We start from the raw sequence: 15,409 nt of genomic DNA on the forward strand, positions 1-15,409 counted from the left end.
AGGACGCCCCTTACCTGTGTCCGCTCGCCGCCGCGCTCACTGCGTGGCCAATACCGGCTCCCTGCGGCTGGCGATGACCTTGCGGGCCAGCTTCTTCGGGCTCGTCAGGAAACCCCAGCCCCAGGTCATGTGCATGGTCGCCAGCGCCACCGGGATCTGGACCCTGGCCTTGAACGACAGCCCCTTGCCCGCGGGAAGCGAACCGGCGACGATCGCCGCCAGGTAGCCGCCCGGCACCACCAGCGCCCACGGGGTGAGGGCCACCCCCACGACGAGGCCGGCCGCGATGGCGCACAGGGCGACCGGAGGCGCCAGATAGCGCAGATTGATCGACCCGGCGTGGTAGCGCGCGACGACGTGCCGCCACCGGCCGTAGTTGCGGTACTGCTTGGCGAGCGCCCGCACGCTGGGCCGGGGCCGGTAGGAGACGCGCAGCTCGGGTGAGAACCAGACCAGCCCGCCCGCCTCACGGATGCGGTAGTTCAGCTCCCAGTCCTGCGCGCGGATGAACTCCTCGTTGTAGCCGCCCTGCCGCTCCAGCACCTCGCGGCGGAAGACGCCCAGGTAGACCGTCTCGGCCTCGCACGCGGCGCCGCCGGTGTGGAAGACGGCGTTGCCCACGCCGATCTTCGAGGTCATCGCCGCCGCGACGGCGTCCTCCCAGGCGTTCTCGCCCTCGGCGTGCATCACCCCGCCGACGTTGGCCGCGCCGGTCTCCTCCAGCAGCCGCACCGCGGTGGCGATGTAGTCGGCGGAGAGCATGCCGTGCCCGTCGACCCGGACGACCACCGGGTGCCGGGACGCCTGGATCGCGGCGTTCAGACCGGCCGGGGTGCGCCCCGTGGGGTTGGGCACCGTGCGCACGCGGGGATCCTCGGCGGCCAGCTCGGCCGCGATCTCGTCCGTACGGTCGGTGGAGGGCCCCAGCGCGATGACGACTTCCAGCTCGCCCTCGTACCGCTGCTGGAGGATGTGCAGAACGGAGCTGCGCAGATGCCGCTCCTCGTTGAGCACCGGCATGATCACGGAGACGGGGCGCAGGGCCGCGTCCGCCAGGGCGTCCGGGGAAACACGTGGGTTCTCGCGAGTCACGGCCCTCACGTTACCGCGATCGGGGGAACGCTCCGCACGCCTGCGCCCCTCCTGCCGCCGAGGCCCGCCCGGGACGGCGTGTACGCACGATCCGGAGATCGTACCGGCATACAGTGTGGGAACTCTCCGTTGCCGTAACGTCACCGAACGTACAGCCCGCGTTCGTTTCGCCCCCGCGGAAGGTGGCCACCTTTGCCTCGACGCGCCCCCTCCCCCAGCAAGCGCCGCCCCCGGTGGGGTCTGCGGATCGCCACCGGAACCTCCGTGCTGGTGCTGGCCGCGGGCGGCGTCGGACACGCGATGGTGACGGGACTGAGCGCCGACGTGCGCCGGGTCGACCCCTTCAACGGGCTCACCGACCGCCCCCGCGCCGACAACGGCGTCAACTTCCTCGTCGTCGGCACCGACCGGCGCGACGGGCTCTCGGCACAGCAGAAGAAGCGCTACAACCTGGGCGGCTCGGCCTGCGACTGCACCGACACCATGCTGCTGGTGCACCTCTCCGGCGAGCGCAAGCGCGCCAGTGTCGTCAGCCTGCCCCGCGACACCTACACCAAGCTGCCGCCGCACAAGAACCGCGCCACCGGCGAACAGGTGCCCGCCAAGCCCGCCAAACTCAACTCCGCCTACACCGCGGGCGGGCCCCCGCTCACCGTGCGCGCCGTGGAAGGCCTGACGAACGTGCACATCGACCACTACCTCGAGGTCGACTTCACCAGCTTCATGAGCACCGTCGACGTGCTCGGCGGCGTCCCGGTGTGCACCGAAAAACCGCTCAAGGACAGCTACTCGGGGCTCGACCTGCCCAAGGGCACCACGAAACTCAACGGCGGCCAGGCCCTGCAGTACGTACGGGCCCGCCACCTCGACGACGGCTCCGACCTGAGCCGGATGAAACGCCAGCAGCGCTTCATCGCCTCGGTGATCTCCCGGGCCACCGACACCGGCGTACTGATGAACCCGGTGCGCTTCGAGAGGGTCGCCTCCACCCTGCTGCGGTCCGTACGCGCCGACCACGGCTTCGGTACCGAACAGATGATGGAGCTCGGACAGGCGATGCGCGGCTTCAGCCCCGCCTCCTCCGAGTTCGCCTCCGTCCCCCTGGCCGACGCCGACTACCGGGCACCCGAGCTCGGCTCGACCGTCACATGGGACCAGGCCGAGGCGCAGAAGCTGTTCGAGGCCCTGCGCGAGGACGAGCCGCTGTCGGGTCCCGAAGAGCGCGCACCCGAACCCCACGGCACCCCCCGCGTGGCCGTCCCGCCCCGCGGCATCAGCGTCGAGGTGGCGAACGCCACGGGGAAGCAGGGGCTGGGCAGGCGCGTCGACGACGAGCTGCGCGACGCCGGCTTCTCCACCACCCGCACCCCCTCCAACGCGCCCCGCACCCAGGACGGCCGCACCACTCTCACCTACGACCCCGGCTGGGACCGCTCAGCGCGCTCACTGGCCGCCGCCCTGCCCGGCGCGAAACTGGTGGAGGCCCCTCACCAGGGGGCCCGTATGAAAGTCGTCGTCGGCGATCCCGGCCAGCGCGTACGCGAGGTCCGCGCACCCGAGCCCGGCAGCCGCCCGGCCGAGGCCCCGATGCGCGGGGACGAGGTCAGCTGCGACTAGGGCTTTCTCGCGATTGCTGCTCCGGGTAGGGGGTGCCGCTGACCGCGGCGTGCGGTCCGCGGGTCGGCTGTGGCCTCTCGCGCCGTTCCCCGCGCCCCTCCGGGGCGCGTCCACGTCCCCCTGGCGTCCTTGGGTGACCCGCGGGCCCGTCCGGGAGGCACGGCCGCCGGAGCGGTTACCCCGCCGGGCGGGCCGCGCGCAGGTCCTTGATGGCGCGGCGGCGGGCCAGGCGGTGGGTGCGGCGGATCTGGGCCTCCTGGTAGCGGCGGCGGTCCTGGTCCGTCTCGGGGACCACCGGCGGCACCGACCTCGGCTTCCCGCCCTCGTCGATCGCGGTGAACACCAGATAGGCGGAGCCGACCTGGGTGGCCGGCGTCGACTCGTTCCACCGCTCGGCCAGCACCCGCACGCCGACCTCCATCGAGGTCCGTCCCGTCCAGTTGACCTGGGCCTTCACGTGGACCAGATCCCCCACCCTGACCGGCTCCAGGAACACCATCTCGTCCATGGAGGCGGTCACGGCCGGCCCCTCCGAATGGCGCCCCGCCACAGCTCCGGCCGCGTCGTCGGCCAGCTTCATGATCACGCCTCCGTGCACCGTTCCGTACAGGTTCGTGTCACCCGCCGTCATGATGTGCGACAGCGTCGTACGGGAGGCGGCCGTCGGCTTGCCCGGAAGCTCGCTGTGCGCCGCATGCGCCTGATCGGTCATGACCTCCACCCTATGGGGCGTCGCACAGGTCACCCCGAGCCCGGCATTTTGCATCAGAACTGCTACAGCTCGTTCCCGAAGCGGTACCCACCCTGTGTTCCGCCATCCGGGTGCAGGCACACTGCCAGACATGAATCAGTGGCCCGATGGCTGGACCGACAGCTCCCGGGGCCGGGAGGGCCGCGGCAGCGGTACGCCCCGCCCCGACCCCACACGTGTCATGCCCCACACATCGGCCCCCGGTGTCCCTCCGCAGACCCGGGGCCCGGGCCAGGGTTCGCACTACGGACAGAACTACGATTCCGGACACGATCCCCGCTACGACCAGGGGTACGACCAGCCGCCCCCGGGCGGCTACGACTCGGGCTACAGCGACGGCCAGGTCTACGGCGGCGGAGGCGGCCGTGGCGCCGACCGCGGAACCGCCGGGTACGACGGCCGTCCCCGCCCCGACTGGCGGCGCCGGTTCAAATGGGGCCTGATCACCCTGGTCGTGGTGGTCCTCGCCTGGTCCGTCGGCACCTACTTCTGGGCCGACTCCAAGCTCCGCCGCGAGGTGGACCTCAGCATCGTCGAGGACCGGCCCGAGGGCGGGGACGGCACGAACTACCTGATCGTCGGCTCGGACAGCCGCGAGGGCATGACCGCTGAGGACCGCGAGAATCTGCACACCGGCGGCCCCACCGACGGGGGCAGGACCGACTCGATCATGATTCTGCACGTCGGGGACAACGGGAGCACCATGGTCTCGCTCCCGCGCGACTCCGACGTCGAGGTGCCCTCCTACGTCGGCTCCGAGTCCGGCAAGCACTACCCGGCCCAGGGCCGCCACACCAAGATCAACGCGACGTACGCCGAGGACGGCCCGCCGCTCCTCGTCCGCACGGTGGAGCACAACACCGGGCTGAAGATCGACCACTACGCGGAGATCGGCTTCGGCGGTTTCGCGAAGATCGTCGACGCGGTGGGCGGTGTCGAGATGGACATCCCCCAGGACATCCACGACGACAAGTCCGGCGCCGACTTCAAAAAGGGCAAGCAGACCCTCGACGGGAGGGACGCCCTCGCCTTCGTGCGGACCAGGTACGCGCTCAAGGGCAGCGATCTGGACCGCACCAAGAACCAGCAGAAGTTCCTCGCCGCCCTCGCCAACCAGGCGGCGACCCCCGGCACCGTCCTCAACCCCTTCAAGCTCTACCCGACGATGGGTGCGGGGCTCGACACGCTCAAGGTCGACAAGGACATGAGCCTGTGGAACGTCGCTTCCATGTTCTGGGCGATGAAGGACGTCTCCGGCGGGGAGGGCAAGTCCATGAACATGCCGATCTCGGGGAACGCGCCGGGCGGGAACCTCCAGTGGGACAAGCCCAAGATGAAGCAGCTCGTGGACCAGCTCAACAACGACGAGAAGGTGACCGTCACCTCCGACCGCTGAGGTGACGCCCCCGCGCGGAGCGGTGGGCCGGTCGACGCACCACCGGCTGTGGCCGGGTCCCGTGGCAGGGGCCCGGCCACAGCCGTGCCCGAGACGCGCGGGGTGGCGAGCGGCCCCGCGCCGCGCGTCGCCGCTCAGCGGTCGACCAGGCAGAGGCAGAACGGGTGTCCCGCGGGGTCGAGGTAGACGCGGAAGCCCCGCTCGCCTCCGCCGTCGTCCTGGAGCAGCCGCGCGCCCAGCGCCAGCACCTCGCGCTCGGCCTCGTCGATGCGGGCCGGGGGCACGTCGAGGTCGAGGTGGAACTGCTGCGAGTGCTCTCCGCTCGGCCACTCGGGCGGCACGAGCCCCGGCGCCTCCTGGAAGGCCAGCCGCCTGCGTCCGCTCTCGTCCACCACCTCGGTCCAGGTGCGGTCGCTCCTCGACTCGTCCACCTTCCAGCCGAGCATCCGGGCGTAGAAATCCGCCAGGCGCCCGGTGTCCGGGCAGTCCAGGACGACAACGCCCATCGTGGGGATGGCCATCGTGTCTCCCTCTCGTCGTGTTACCGCTACTACGCGGCAACTGGTAACGGACCGGTTACCTCATGATGCGGCGCCGCCGGTAACGTGGCAAGGGTGGGAGACAGACAGGCCCCGGCATCACTCGTTCTGGTGCAGGAGTTGGCGAACACGTTGGACATCGAGTCGGGCCGGGACCGCCTGGAGACGGCGGACGACCTCGCCCGGTTCGTCCGCGCACACGAGTTGACCGCCCTCCGGCTCGGCGAACGCGACCTCCCGGGGCTCCGCGAGCTGAGAGAGGCGCTGCGCGCCGCCTGCCTGGCCCACACGGGCTCCCCCGTACCGCCCGAGGCCGTCGCCGCGCTGGACCGCCACCTGAGCGAGGCGCCTGTCACCCTCCGCCTGGACAGCGGCGGAGAAGCCCGCCTGCGCCCGGCGCACGGGCTGGCCGGCCTGCCGGCGTTCACCGCGCACCTGGCCGTCCGGATCGCCACAGCGGCGGGTGACGGAACCTGGGCCCGGCTCAAGGCGTGCGAGGCCCACGACTGCCTGTGGGTCTACTACGACCGCAGCCCCGCCGGACGCAGCCGCTGGTGCACCATGGCCGTCTGCGGGAGCCGCGCCAAGATGCGCACCTACCGGGCGCGGCGCGCCCGCTAGCCCAGCCCCGGGCCCCGCCGCCGCACGGAGGCGGCATGAGGGTGGCATGCGGCCGCGCGGGACCGTCCGGGCGCCGGCCGACGGGAGAGGGGCGCCGGGAAAAGGGGCCGGCCCAAGGAGGGCGGCGGCCCGGTCCGGTCAGAGAGTGGGGCGGCCCAGGGCGCGGAAGGTCCAGCCGGCCTTGCGCCAGAGGGCGGGGTCGAGGGTGTTGCGGCCGTCCAGGATGTGGCGGGCGGCGGCGACGTCGCCGAGCGCCGCGGGGTCGATCTCCTTGAACTCGGCCCACTCCGTGAGGTGGAGGACGACGTCTGCGCCCCGCGCCGCGTCGAGCGCTGACGGCGCGTAGCCGAGTGTGGGGAAGACGGCGCGCGCGTTGTGCATGCCCTTGGGGTCGTAGACGGTGACCTGCGCGCCTTGCAGGTGGAGCTGTCCTGCGACGTTGAGCGCCGGGGAGTCGCGTACGTCGTCGGAGTCGGGCTTGAAGGTGGCGCCGAGGACGGCGATGCGCTTGCCGAGCAGTGCGCCGCCGAGGGCTTCGCGGGCGAGCTCGACCATCTGGGCCCGGCGCCGCATGTTGATGGAGTCGACCTCGCGCAGGAAGGTGAGCGCTTCGGAGGCGCCGAGTTCGCCCGCGCGGGCCATGAAGGCGCGGATGTCCTTGGGGAGGCAGCCGCCGCCGAAGCCGATGCCGGCGCGCAGGAACTTGCGGCCGATGCGGTCGTCGTGGCCGATGGCCTCGGCGAGTTTGACGACGTCGCCGCCGGCGGCCTCGCAGACCTCGGCCATGGCGTTGATGAAGGAGATCTTCGTGGCGAGGAAGGAGTTGGCGGACGTCTTGACGAGTTCCGCGGTGGGGAAGTCGGTGACGAGGAAGGGGGTGCCTTCCGCGACGGGTGCGGCGTAGACGTCGCGCAGGAGCGCCTCGGCGCGGGGCCCGCCGACGCCGATGACGATGCGGTCGGGGTGGAGGGTGTCCTTGACGGCGAAGCCCTCGCGCAGGAACTCGGGGTTCCAGGCGAGTTCGGCGTCCGCTCCCGCGGGGGCGAGCGCGGCGATGCGGGCGGCGAGCCGCTCGGCGCTGCCGACGGGGACGGTTGACTTGCCGACGACGAGCGCGGGCCGCTCCAGGTGGGGGGCGAGGGAGTCGACGGCGCGGTCGACGTAGCTCATGTCGCAGCCGTACTCACCGTGCTTCTGCGGGGTGTTGACGCACAGGAAGTGGATGTCGCCGAAGGCGGCGATCTCCTCCCAGGAGTCGGTGAAGCGGAGGCGCCCGCTGGAGCCCTCGACGCCGGCGACGTGGGAGCGCAGCAGCTCTTCGAGCCCCGGCTCGAACATGGGCGCGCTTCCCTGTTCGAGCTTGCGCATCTTCTCGGGGACGACGTCAAGGCCGAGCACCTCGAAGCCGAGCTCGGCCATGGCGGCGGCGTGGGTGGCGCCGAGATAGCCGAGACCGATCACGGTGATCCTGGGCGAGGCCATAGAGGTGCTCCTTGTGACGGCTGAACGCTGCCCGCGAGCATAACGGGGGCCCGGCTGTCGCGAACCTCACGTACCCCCGGGGAGGCCGGGGCCACTAAAATTGGGGTTACTTAACAGTAATTAGCATTCCCGCAGTGCGGACAAGTGCAGGCAGGCTCTCGAAGGAGTGAGACACCTTGGCGTCTGATTTCGACCTCTACCGGACCTTGGAGGAGCACGAGATGCTCCGCGACTCGGTACGCGCGCTCGCCGAGGCGAAGATCGCTCCGCACGCCGCCGAGGTGGACGAGGAGGCCCGGTTCCCGCAGGAGGCGCTGGACGCGCTGGTCGCCAACGACCTACACGCCGTGCACGTGCCGGAGGCGTACGGCGGCGCGGGCGCCGACGCGCTGGCGACCGTCATCGTCATCGAGGAGATCGCCCGGGTCTGCGGCTCCTCCTCCCTCATCCCGGCCGTCAACAAGCTCGGCTCGCTCCCGGTGATGCTCTCCGCCTCCGAGGAGCTGAAGAAGCGCTACCTGTCGCCGCTGGCCAAGGGCGACGCGATGTTCTCGTACTGCCTGAGCGAGCCGGACGCGGGCTCGGACGCGGGCGGCATGAAGACGAAGGCCGTGCGCGACGGCGACCACTGGGTGCTGAACGGCGTCAAGCGCTGGATCACCAACGCCGGGGTGTCCGACTACTACACGGTGATGGCCGTCACGGACCCCGACAAGCGCACGAAGGGCATCTCCGCGTTCGTCGTGGAGAAGGGCGACGAGGGCGTGTCGTTCGGCGCCCCGGAGAAGAAGCTGGGCATCAAGGGTTCACCCACCCGCGAGGTCTACCTCGACAACGTGCGCGTCCCCGCCGACCGGATGATCGGCGCGGAGGGCACGGGCTTCGCCACCGCGATGAAGACCCTCGACCACACCCGCATCACCATCGCGGCGCAGGCGCTCGGCCTCGCACAGGGCGCGCTCGACTACGCGAAGGGCTACGTCGCCGAGCGCAAGCAGTTCGGCAAGCCCGTCGGCGACTTCCAGGGCGTGCAGTTCATGCTGGCCGACATGGGGATGAAGCTGGAGGCCGCCCGTCAGCTGACCTACGCGGCGGCCGCGCGCTCCGAGCGGGTCCACGAGGGCGGTGACGGCGCGAAGGAGGACTTGACCTTCTTCGGTGCCGCGGCCAAGTGCTACGCCTCCGACGCGGCCATGGAGATCACCACCGACGCGGTGCAGCTGCTGGGCGGCTACGGCTACACGCGGGACTACCCGGTCGAGCGGATGATGCGCGACGCGAAGATCACGCAGATCTACGAGGGCACCAACCAGGTGCAGCGGATCGTGATGGCCCGCAACCTGCCGTAGGGCGCCCGCGGGGAGCGACGGTGCGGGGCCGGTGTCCGACAGGACACCGGCCCCGCGTTCGTCCACGGGCGCGGCGCAGGGTTCAGTGCCCCATGTCGCAGCACCCGTCCCGGCGCAGCTGGCGGCTCACGTGGCGCCAGTGGTCCCTCTCGTCGGCGCGTACCTCGGCGGTGCCGTACGCGCCGATCAGCTCCTCCTGTTCGTAGGGCACGCCGCCCCGCACGGTCGTCACCGTCCGTACCAGTGAGTCGAAGTCGTGCAGCGGGTCGCCGTCGACCAGGGTGAGGTCGGCGAGCTTGCCCTCCTCGACGGTGCCGAGTTCCTTCTCGACGCCGAAGACGCGGGCCGGCAGCGCGGTCGCCGTGCGCAGCACCTCGTGCGGCCGCAGCCCGGAGCGGTGCAGGGCGCGCAGAGCCAGGTGCAGGTGGAGCCCGACGGGGACGAGCGGCTGGTCGGTGCCGAGCGCGACGGTGCCGCCCGCGGCCAGGACCCGGCGGTATACGGCGGTTTCCGTATCCAGCGTGGCCAGCTGCTCCTCGGTGGGCGGGGCGCCGGCCAACTCGCGCACGGCTTGCACGTCCCACGGCGGCATCAGCCGGGTGACGCGCTCGTCCTCCGCCAGTCCGGGCTCGGCGCCCAGCAGCGGGGACGCGGTGAACGGCGTCGCGACGAGGTGGAAGTCGCCGGGGGTGCTGTAGAGGCCGACGACGTCCTCGCAGGCGTGTCCCGTCGCCGTCGTGGCGTGCCCGTACTCCAGTCGCTGGGTGGCCTGGAGGTGCGTGGTCAGGTCCTGCCCGACCTGCACGCCGGGGGTGCACAGGTGGCTGCCCGAGCGCACGCCCAGCTTCTCGTGGGCGTAGGCGGCGGCCGTGCGCATCGTCGTCGCGGGCGCACGCACGTACGTCTTGACGAAGTCCCAGTCGAGCGCCCCGGCGCGCTCCAGGGAGCGGCGCAGCCCGTCCTCGGTGCGGTGGGCCCTGCCCATGCTGTAGGCGACACGGGAGCCGTCCAGCAGCTCCCCGGTGGCCAGCAGCCTGGGCCCGGCCAGCTGCCCGGCGGCGACGGCCTCGCGCAGCCTGGCCTGTTCGTAGGCGAAGCCGCCGAAGGAGACCGCCGTGGTGATGCCGTAGGCGAGCTGGGTGACGGTCTGCCGGCCGCCGTAGGTGGTCTGCCAGGGGTGCGTGTGGGTGTCCCACAGGCCCGGCAGCACGGTCAGCGAGGAGGCGTCGAGGCGGCGCATGGCGCGGCGGCCCGCACGGTGCGGGGCGATCTCGGTGATCCGGCCGTCGCGCAGCACCAGGTCCACGTCCTCGCGCACGCCGGGCCCCGTGCCGTCCCACAGCCGCCCGGCGTGCACCACGGTCTCCTTGGGCGCGGGCCGCCGCCAGGACAGCCGCATCCGTACGGTGCGGGCGTGGCCGCCGCCGACGTCGCGCAACCGCAGTGTGCCGGCCGACAGGTACAGCAGGGTGCGCGAGTCGCCGGCCCAGGACGGGTGGTCGGCGCTCTCGTCGGTCAGCCGGCGGGCCTTCCCCGCGGGGCTGCCGTCCTCGCGCACGGGCAGCACCCACAGCGCCGACTCGCTCACGGCCGCCATCCAGCGGCCGTCGGGCGACCAGACGGGGCCCGCCGCGTACCGGTCGGCGAGCGAGGCGTGCTCGGCCAGCGGGTGCAGGGCGTCCTCGCCGCTGCCGGCGTCGACGACGCGGATGAGGTTGTAGCCCTCGCGGAAGCGGAAGTTGAGCCGGTTGCGGTCGCACAGGGCGATACGGCGGCCGTCGGGCGACCAGCTCGGCGGCCCGGGGATGCCTCCGCCGCCCAGGGGCGCGGCCAAGGTGCGCTCCTCGCCGCTCGCCAGGTCCTTGACCAGCAGGTTGCCCGCCATGTCGAGACAGGCGAGCCTCTCGCCCGCGGGCGAGAGGGCGCCGAAGACCCGCCCTCCACCGGCGAGTTCCCGCTCCTTGCCGCTGTCGAGCTCGCGGCGGCGGACGGCGAGCAGCCCGTCGCGGTCGTCGCTGTAGAGCAGGGCCTTGCCGTCGCGCGTGAAGGAGGGCGCGCACACGTAGTGGGACGCTGTGGCTCTGACGAGTGCGCGGGGGCGGCCGTGTCCGTCGGTGCGGGCGAGCCAGAGGGCGTTGAGGGCGACGAACGCGACGTGGTCGCCGTCCGGGGAGAGCACCGGCTGCTGCACGCCGCGCACCGGGTGGCGTCCTGCCGCCTCGAAGCCGTAGTCCTTGACCCGGTAGCGCGGGCGGCGGGTGGGGAGTTCGGCTCTGAAGGGGATGCGTTCGGCTGTCTCGGGCCTGGCGGGGCGCAGCAGCCGGAAGATGCCCGAGACGGTCAGCAGCAGCGTCTCGCGGTCGGCCCAGCGCGGCGGCACCGGCGCCAGGTCGCCGTCGACGCCGATGGCCTCACCGTCCACGACCAGCGTGCACGTCGCGCGGGGCGCCGGTGTGGTGCGCAGGTAGGCGAGCTTGCCCGAGGGCGAGACGGCGGGTGTCATCAGGGAGGCGCCCTCGGTGGGGTCCTCGTGTTCGGTGCGCACGTCGCCGGAGCCGTCGGCTGCGACGGAGACGAGGGTGCGCGCCTGGAGGACCGGCCCTTCCTCACCGTCCTCGACCGAGCCCCGGACGCACAGCACCCGTGTGCCGTCCGGCGACCAGGTGGGGTCGAAGTCCTCCCAGGCGCCGCCTTGCAGCGGTCCTTCCTGCCCCTCGCGGCCTGTGAGCCGACGCGTCCTGCCGGTGCGCACGTCGAGCACCCAGACGCGGTACGGGCTGCCGTCCACCGGGTCGCCGCCGCGCTCCGAGGCGAACGCGAGGCGGGTGCCGTCGGGTGACCAGGCGGGGCCGCGGTCGTCCCAGGGCCCGTCGGTGCGCTGCTGGAGACCCGAGCCGTCCGGGCTGAGGGTCCACAGGTGGAAGCCGCCGTCGCGGTAGGCGCACACGGCCAGCGTCTTGCCGTCGGGGGAGAAAACCGGGCGGGTCGGCTCCAGCCCGGGAACGCTGAGCGCACGCGCGGTGCCACCCGAACGGGGGACGGACCAGAGGATGTTCTGCATCTCCGCGATCAGCCGGCCGGCTCCCGGCACGAGTGTGCCGGCGCCGTTGGTGGCGGTGGAGAACGGCACGGTACGGGAGCGGCCGGCGGGCTTCGCGGGCGCGTCGGCGGCGGATGCCGGGGCGGCGGTGGCGGGTGCCGGGGCGGCGACCGCCGGTGCGCTCAGTGCGGGGCCGCCGACGGCGAGCGCGCCACCCGCGGCGGCGGAGGCCTGCAACAGACGCCGCCGGGCGAGGGGGCCCGCGGGCGCGTCGGGGGCGGAGTCGCAGCCGCCGTCGGTGAGGGAGCGGGAAGCGGAGCCGACGGGCGTGAGGGGGTCGGCGCCGGAGGCGGTGGGGGGATCGGTGTCGGTGGGGGAGACGGGGGCGGGGTGCGGGGACGATTCCGAAGTGGCCAACGGTCCTCCCTGGACACGGGCGGGGGCCCGCTGATGCTCGCGGGCCCCGAGGGTGCGGTCAAGACCGCTCGCCGCTCGGGGCCCGCGTCAGTCGGCTCCGGTGCCGTCCGGGAGTTGACTCCCCTTCAGCCGTCCAGCTCGTCGATCGTGGCGATCGAGGGGCCGCGCCGGGTCTGGAGGGTCAGCGCCGCCTCTTCGGCCTCGCGCAGCACCCGCACCGCGTTCGACCAGGTCAGCTTGGACAGGTCCGCCTCGGACCAGTTGCGGTCCAGCAGTTCGGCCACCAGGTTCGGGTAACCGGAGACGTCCTCCAGCTGGGCGGGCGTGAAGGGCGTGCCGTCGTAGTCGCCGCCGATGCCGATGTGGTCGATGCCCGCGACCTCGCGCATGTGGTCGAGGTGGTCGGCGACCGTGCGCACGTCCGGCACAGGGCGCGGGTTCGCCGTCTCGAACGCCCGCTGCACCCGCCGGCCCTCCTCGCCCATGTCGAGGTGGTGCAGCCCGTGCGCGCGCATGTTCTCGTCGGCGGCCTGCGCCCAGGCCACGGCCTCGGGCAGGATGAACTTCGGGACGAACGTCGCCATCGCCACGCCGCCGTTGGCGGGGAGCTGGGCGAGCACGTCGTCGGGGATGTTGCGCGGGTGGTCGCAGACGGCACGCGCCGAGGAGTGGGAGAAGATCACCGGGGCCTCGGTGACCCGCAGCGCGTCCCGCATCGTCTCGGCGGCCACGTGCGAGAGGTCGACCAGCATGCCCAGCCGGTTCATCTCCGCCACGACCTCCTCGCCGAACCGTGACAGGCCGCCCGCGCGCGACGCGTCGGTGGCCGAGTCGGCCCAGCCCAGCGAGTTGTTGTGGGTGAGCGTCATGTAGCGCACACCGAGCTGGTAGAGGGCGCGCAGTGTGGCCAGCGAGTTGTTGATGGAGTGGCCGCCCTCGGCGCCCATCAGCGAGGCGATGCGGCGCTGCGCGTGCGCGGCCTCCACGTCCTCGGCGGTGAAGGCCAGTTGCAGGTCCTCCGGGTACCGCGCGGCCAGCATCCTGACGGCGTCGATCTGCTCCAGGGTGGCGCTCACCGCGTCGTCACCGGTCAGCTCGCCGGGGACGTAGACGGACCAGAACTGCGCGCCGACACCGCCGGCGCGCAACCGCGCGAGGTCGGTGTGCAGCCGCTCGTGCTGGTCGTGGGCGATGTCGAGCGCGTCGAGGTCGTAGCGCACCTGTTCGCGCAGGGCCCACGGCAGGTCGTTGTGGCCGTCCACCACGGGGTGGGCGGCCAGCAGGGCGCGGGCGCGCTCCAGGCTGGGGCTCGCTGTCGTCGTCATCGTGCGCCTCCCGTCGGGCCGCCGAAGCCGAACCCGGTCTCGCCGGCCGCCTTGGCGCGCAGCCGCTTGCCCTTCTCGGTGGCCTGCGCGTTCAGCTCCTGCTGGAAGTCGCGCATCCGCTCGCGCAGCTCCTCGTCGTGGGCGCCCAGCATCCGGGCGGCCAGCAGCCCGGCGTTGCGGGCACCGCCGACCGAGACGGTGGCCACGGGCACGCCTGCGGGCATCTGCACGATGGACAGCAGCGAGTCCATGCCGTCCAGGTACTTCAGCGGCACGGGCACGCCGATGACGGGCAGCGGGGTGACGGAGGCGAGCATGCCCGGCAGGTGCGCCGCGCCGCCGGCGCCCGCGATGACCGCTTTGAGGCCGCGGTCGACGGCGTCCTCACCGTAGGCGAGCATCTCGCGGGGCATGCGGTGCGCGGAGACGACGTCGACCTCGTAGGCCACCTCGAACTCGTCGAGCGCCTTGGCCGCCTCCTCCATGACGGGCCAGTCCGAGTCGGACCCCATGACGATCCCCACGAGGGGGCTGGCAGTACTCAATACGGCTCCTAGGTTCCTGGGTGGGACGGCCGGCGCCGGCGGCCGGGGCGCGCTCACTCGGTGACGGTGCCCCGCAGATACCCGGCGGCGTGCGCGGCCCGCTCCCGTACGTCGGCGAGATCGTCCCCGTAGACGTTGACGTGGCCCACCTTGCGTCCTGGCTTCACGTCCTTGCCGTACATGTGGATCTTCAGCTGGGGGTCCCTGGCCATGCAGTGCAGGTAGGCGGCGTACATGTCGGGGTAGTCGCCGCCGAGCACGTTGGCCATCACGGTCCAGGGGGCGCGGCAGCGCGGGTCGCCCAGCGGCAGGTCGAGGACGGCGCGCACGTGGTTGGCGAACTGCGAGGTGACGGCGCCGTCCTGGCTCCAGTGGCCGGAGTTGTGCGGGCGCATGGCGAGTTCGTTGACGAGCACCCCGCCGTCCGCGGTCTCGAACAGCTCGACGGCGAGGTGGCCGACGACGCCCAGCTCGTGCGCGATCCGCAGCGCCAGCTCCTGGGCGCGCACCGCGGCGTCCTCGCCGAGCCCGGGCGCGGGGGCGATGACGGTGTCGCAGACGCCGTCCACCTGGATCGACTCGACGACGGGGTAGGCGACGGCCTGCCCGTGCGGGGACCGCACGACGTTCGCCGCCAGCTCCCGCGTGAAGTCGACCTTCTCCTCGGCGAGGACGGCGACGCCCGCCTTGAAGGGTTCGCTCGCGTTGGGGTCGTCGGCGCCGCGGACGATCCACACGCCCTTGCCGTCGTAGCCGCCGCGCACGGTCTTGAGGACGACGGGGAAGCCGCCGGCTGTGCCCGGGGCGCCCTCGCGCGCGAACGCCGCCACGTCGTTTGGATCGCGCACGATGCGGTTGCGCGGCGCGGGGACGCCCAGCTCGGCCAGGCGGGCGCGCATCACACCCTTGTCCTGCGCGTGGACGAGCGCGTCGGGCCCGGGGCGCACCGGGATGCCGTCCGCCTCGAGGGCGCGCAGGTGCTCGGTGGGCACGTGCTCGTGATCGAAGGTGATCACGTCGCAGCCGTGCGCGAAGCGCCGCAGGGTGTCCAGGTCGCGGTAGTCGCCGACGACGACTTCGCCGGCGACCTGTGCGGCCGAGTCCTGGGCCGTATCGGAAAGGAGCTTGAATCTGATGCCGAGCGGGATGCCCGCCTCGTGGGTCATACGAGCGAGCTGCCCCCCGCCGACCATGCCGACTACCGGGAACGTCACGGTCCCCAGGGTACGGGGCGC

12 protein-coding genes are annotated in these 15,409 nt (G+C 72.6%); 4 read left to right on the forward strand and 8 right to left on the reverse strand.

What is annotated here, in order from left to right; all coding sequences use genetic code 11:
* Window positions 1-36 precede the first annotated feature (36 nt).
* Window positions 37-1,092: a glycosyltransferase family 2 protein gene (locus tag DQ392_RS04615; protein WP_425470482.1), complete on the reverse strand. Its 1,056-nt coding sequence runs from the start codon at window positions 1,090-1,092 to the stop codon at window positions 37-39.
* Window positions 1,093-1,284: 192 nt separating this feature from the next.
* Here DQ392_RS04615 and DQ392_RS04620 point away from each other — a divergent pair, with 192 nt between their 5' ends.
* Window positions 1,285-2,709, forward strand: coding sequence for an LCP family protein (locus tag DQ392_RS04620; protein WP_245981181.1), 1,425 nt, complete (start codon window positions 1,285-1,287; stop codon window positions 2,707-2,709).
* Window positions 2,710-2,884: 175 nt separating this feature from the next.
* Here DQ392_RS04620 and DQ392_RS04625 read toward each other — a convergent pair whose 3' ends face one another.
* Entirely contained in the window at window positions 2,885-3,421 is a 537-nt protein-coding gene (locus DQ392_RS04625) for an acyl-CoA thioesterase (protein ID WP_181856275.1), read from the reverse strand.
* 130 nt (window positions 3,422-3,551) lie between these two features.
* On the opposite strand from DQ392_RS04625, the gene DQ392_RS04630 reads away from it, so the two are divergent.
* Entirely contained in the window at window positions 3,552-4,856 is a 1,305-nt protein-coding gene (locus DQ392_RS04630; RefSeq protein WP_114014186.1) for an LCP family protein, read from the forward strand.
* A gap of 134 nt (window positions 4,857-4,990) precedes the next feature.
* On the opposite strand, the gene DQ392_RS04635 is transcribed toward DQ392_RS04630, so the two are convergent.
* Complete coding sequence (locus tag DQ392_RS04635) at window positions 4,991-5,377, reverse strand: VOC family protein (protein ID WP_114014187.1); 387 nt, start codon at window positions 5,375-5,377, stop codon at window positions 4,991-4,993.
* Window positions 5,378-5,470: 93 nt separating this feature from the next.
* On the opposite strand from DQ392_RS04635, the gene DQ392_RS04640 reads away from it, so the two are divergent.
* Entirely contained in the window at window positions 5,471-6,016 is a 546-nt protein-coding gene (locus DQ392_RS04640; protein ID WP_114014188.1) for a CGNR zinc finger domain-containing protein, read from the forward strand.
* 138 nt (window positions 6,017-6,154) lie between these two features.
* Here DQ392_RS04640 and DQ392_RS04645 read toward each other — a convergent pair whose 3' ends face one another.
* Window positions 6,155-7,498: a UDP-glucose dehydrogenase family protein gene (locus DQ392_RS04645; RefSeq protein WP_114014189.1), complete on the reverse strand. Its 1,344-nt coding sequence runs from the start codon at window positions 7,496-7,498 to the stop codon at window positions 6,155-6,157.
* Between the two features lie 221 nt (window positions 7,499-7,719).
* Between DQ392_RS04645 and DQ392_RS04650 the strand changes: the two genes are divergently transcribed.
* Window positions 7,720-8,847: an acyl-CoA dehydrogenase family protein gene (locus DQ392_RS04650; RefSeq protein ID WP_114014313.1), complete on the forward strand. Its 1,128-nt coding sequence runs from the start codon at window positions 7,720-7,722 to the stop codon at window positions 8,845-8,847.
* 82 nt (window positions 8,848-8,929) lie between these two features.
* On the opposite strand, the gene DQ392_RS04655 is transcribed toward DQ392_RS04650, so the two are convergent.
* From DQ392_RS04655 to DQ392_RS04670, 4 genes are all read right to left on the reverse strand, one after another.
* On the reverse strand, window positions 8,930-12,124 hold the full coding sequence (locus tag DQ392_RS04655; protein WP_245981192.1) for an amidohydrolase family protein: 3,195 nt from the start codon (window positions 12,122-12,124) through the stop codon (window positions 8,930-8,932).
* Between the two features lie 305 nt (window positions 12,125-12,429).
* Window positions 12,430-13,629: a dipeptidase gene (locus DQ392_RS04660; RefSeq protein WP_114014190.1), complete on the reverse strand. Its 1,200-nt coding sequence runs from the start codon at window positions 13,627-13,629 to the stop codon at window positions 12,430-12,432.
* On the reverse strand, window positions 13,626-14,141 hold the full coding sequence (purE, locus tag DQ392_RS04665) for a 5-(carboxyamino)imidazole ribonucleotide mutase (RefSeq protein WP_114014315.1): 516 nt from the start codon (window positions 14,139-14,141) through the stop codon (window positions 13,626-13,628). The genes DQ392_RS04660 and purE overlap by 4 nt, the downstream gene beginning before the upstream one ends.
* 86 nt (window positions 14,142-14,227) lie before the next feature.
* On the reverse strand, window positions 14,228-15,340 hold the full coding sequence (locus DQ392_RS04670; protein WP_425470485.1) for a 5-(carboxyamino)imidazole ribonucleotide synthase: 1,113 nt from the start codon (window positions 15,338-15,340) through the stop codon (window positions 14,228-14,230).
* Window positions 15,341-15,409 lie beyond the last annotated feature (69 nt).

Source organism: Streptomyces reniochalinae, from assembly GCF_003323735.1.
In the GTDB taxonomy this organism is placed as follows: domain Bacteria; phylum Actinomycetota; class Actinomycetes; order Streptomycetales; family Streptomycetaceae; genus Streptomyces; species Streptomyces reniochalinae.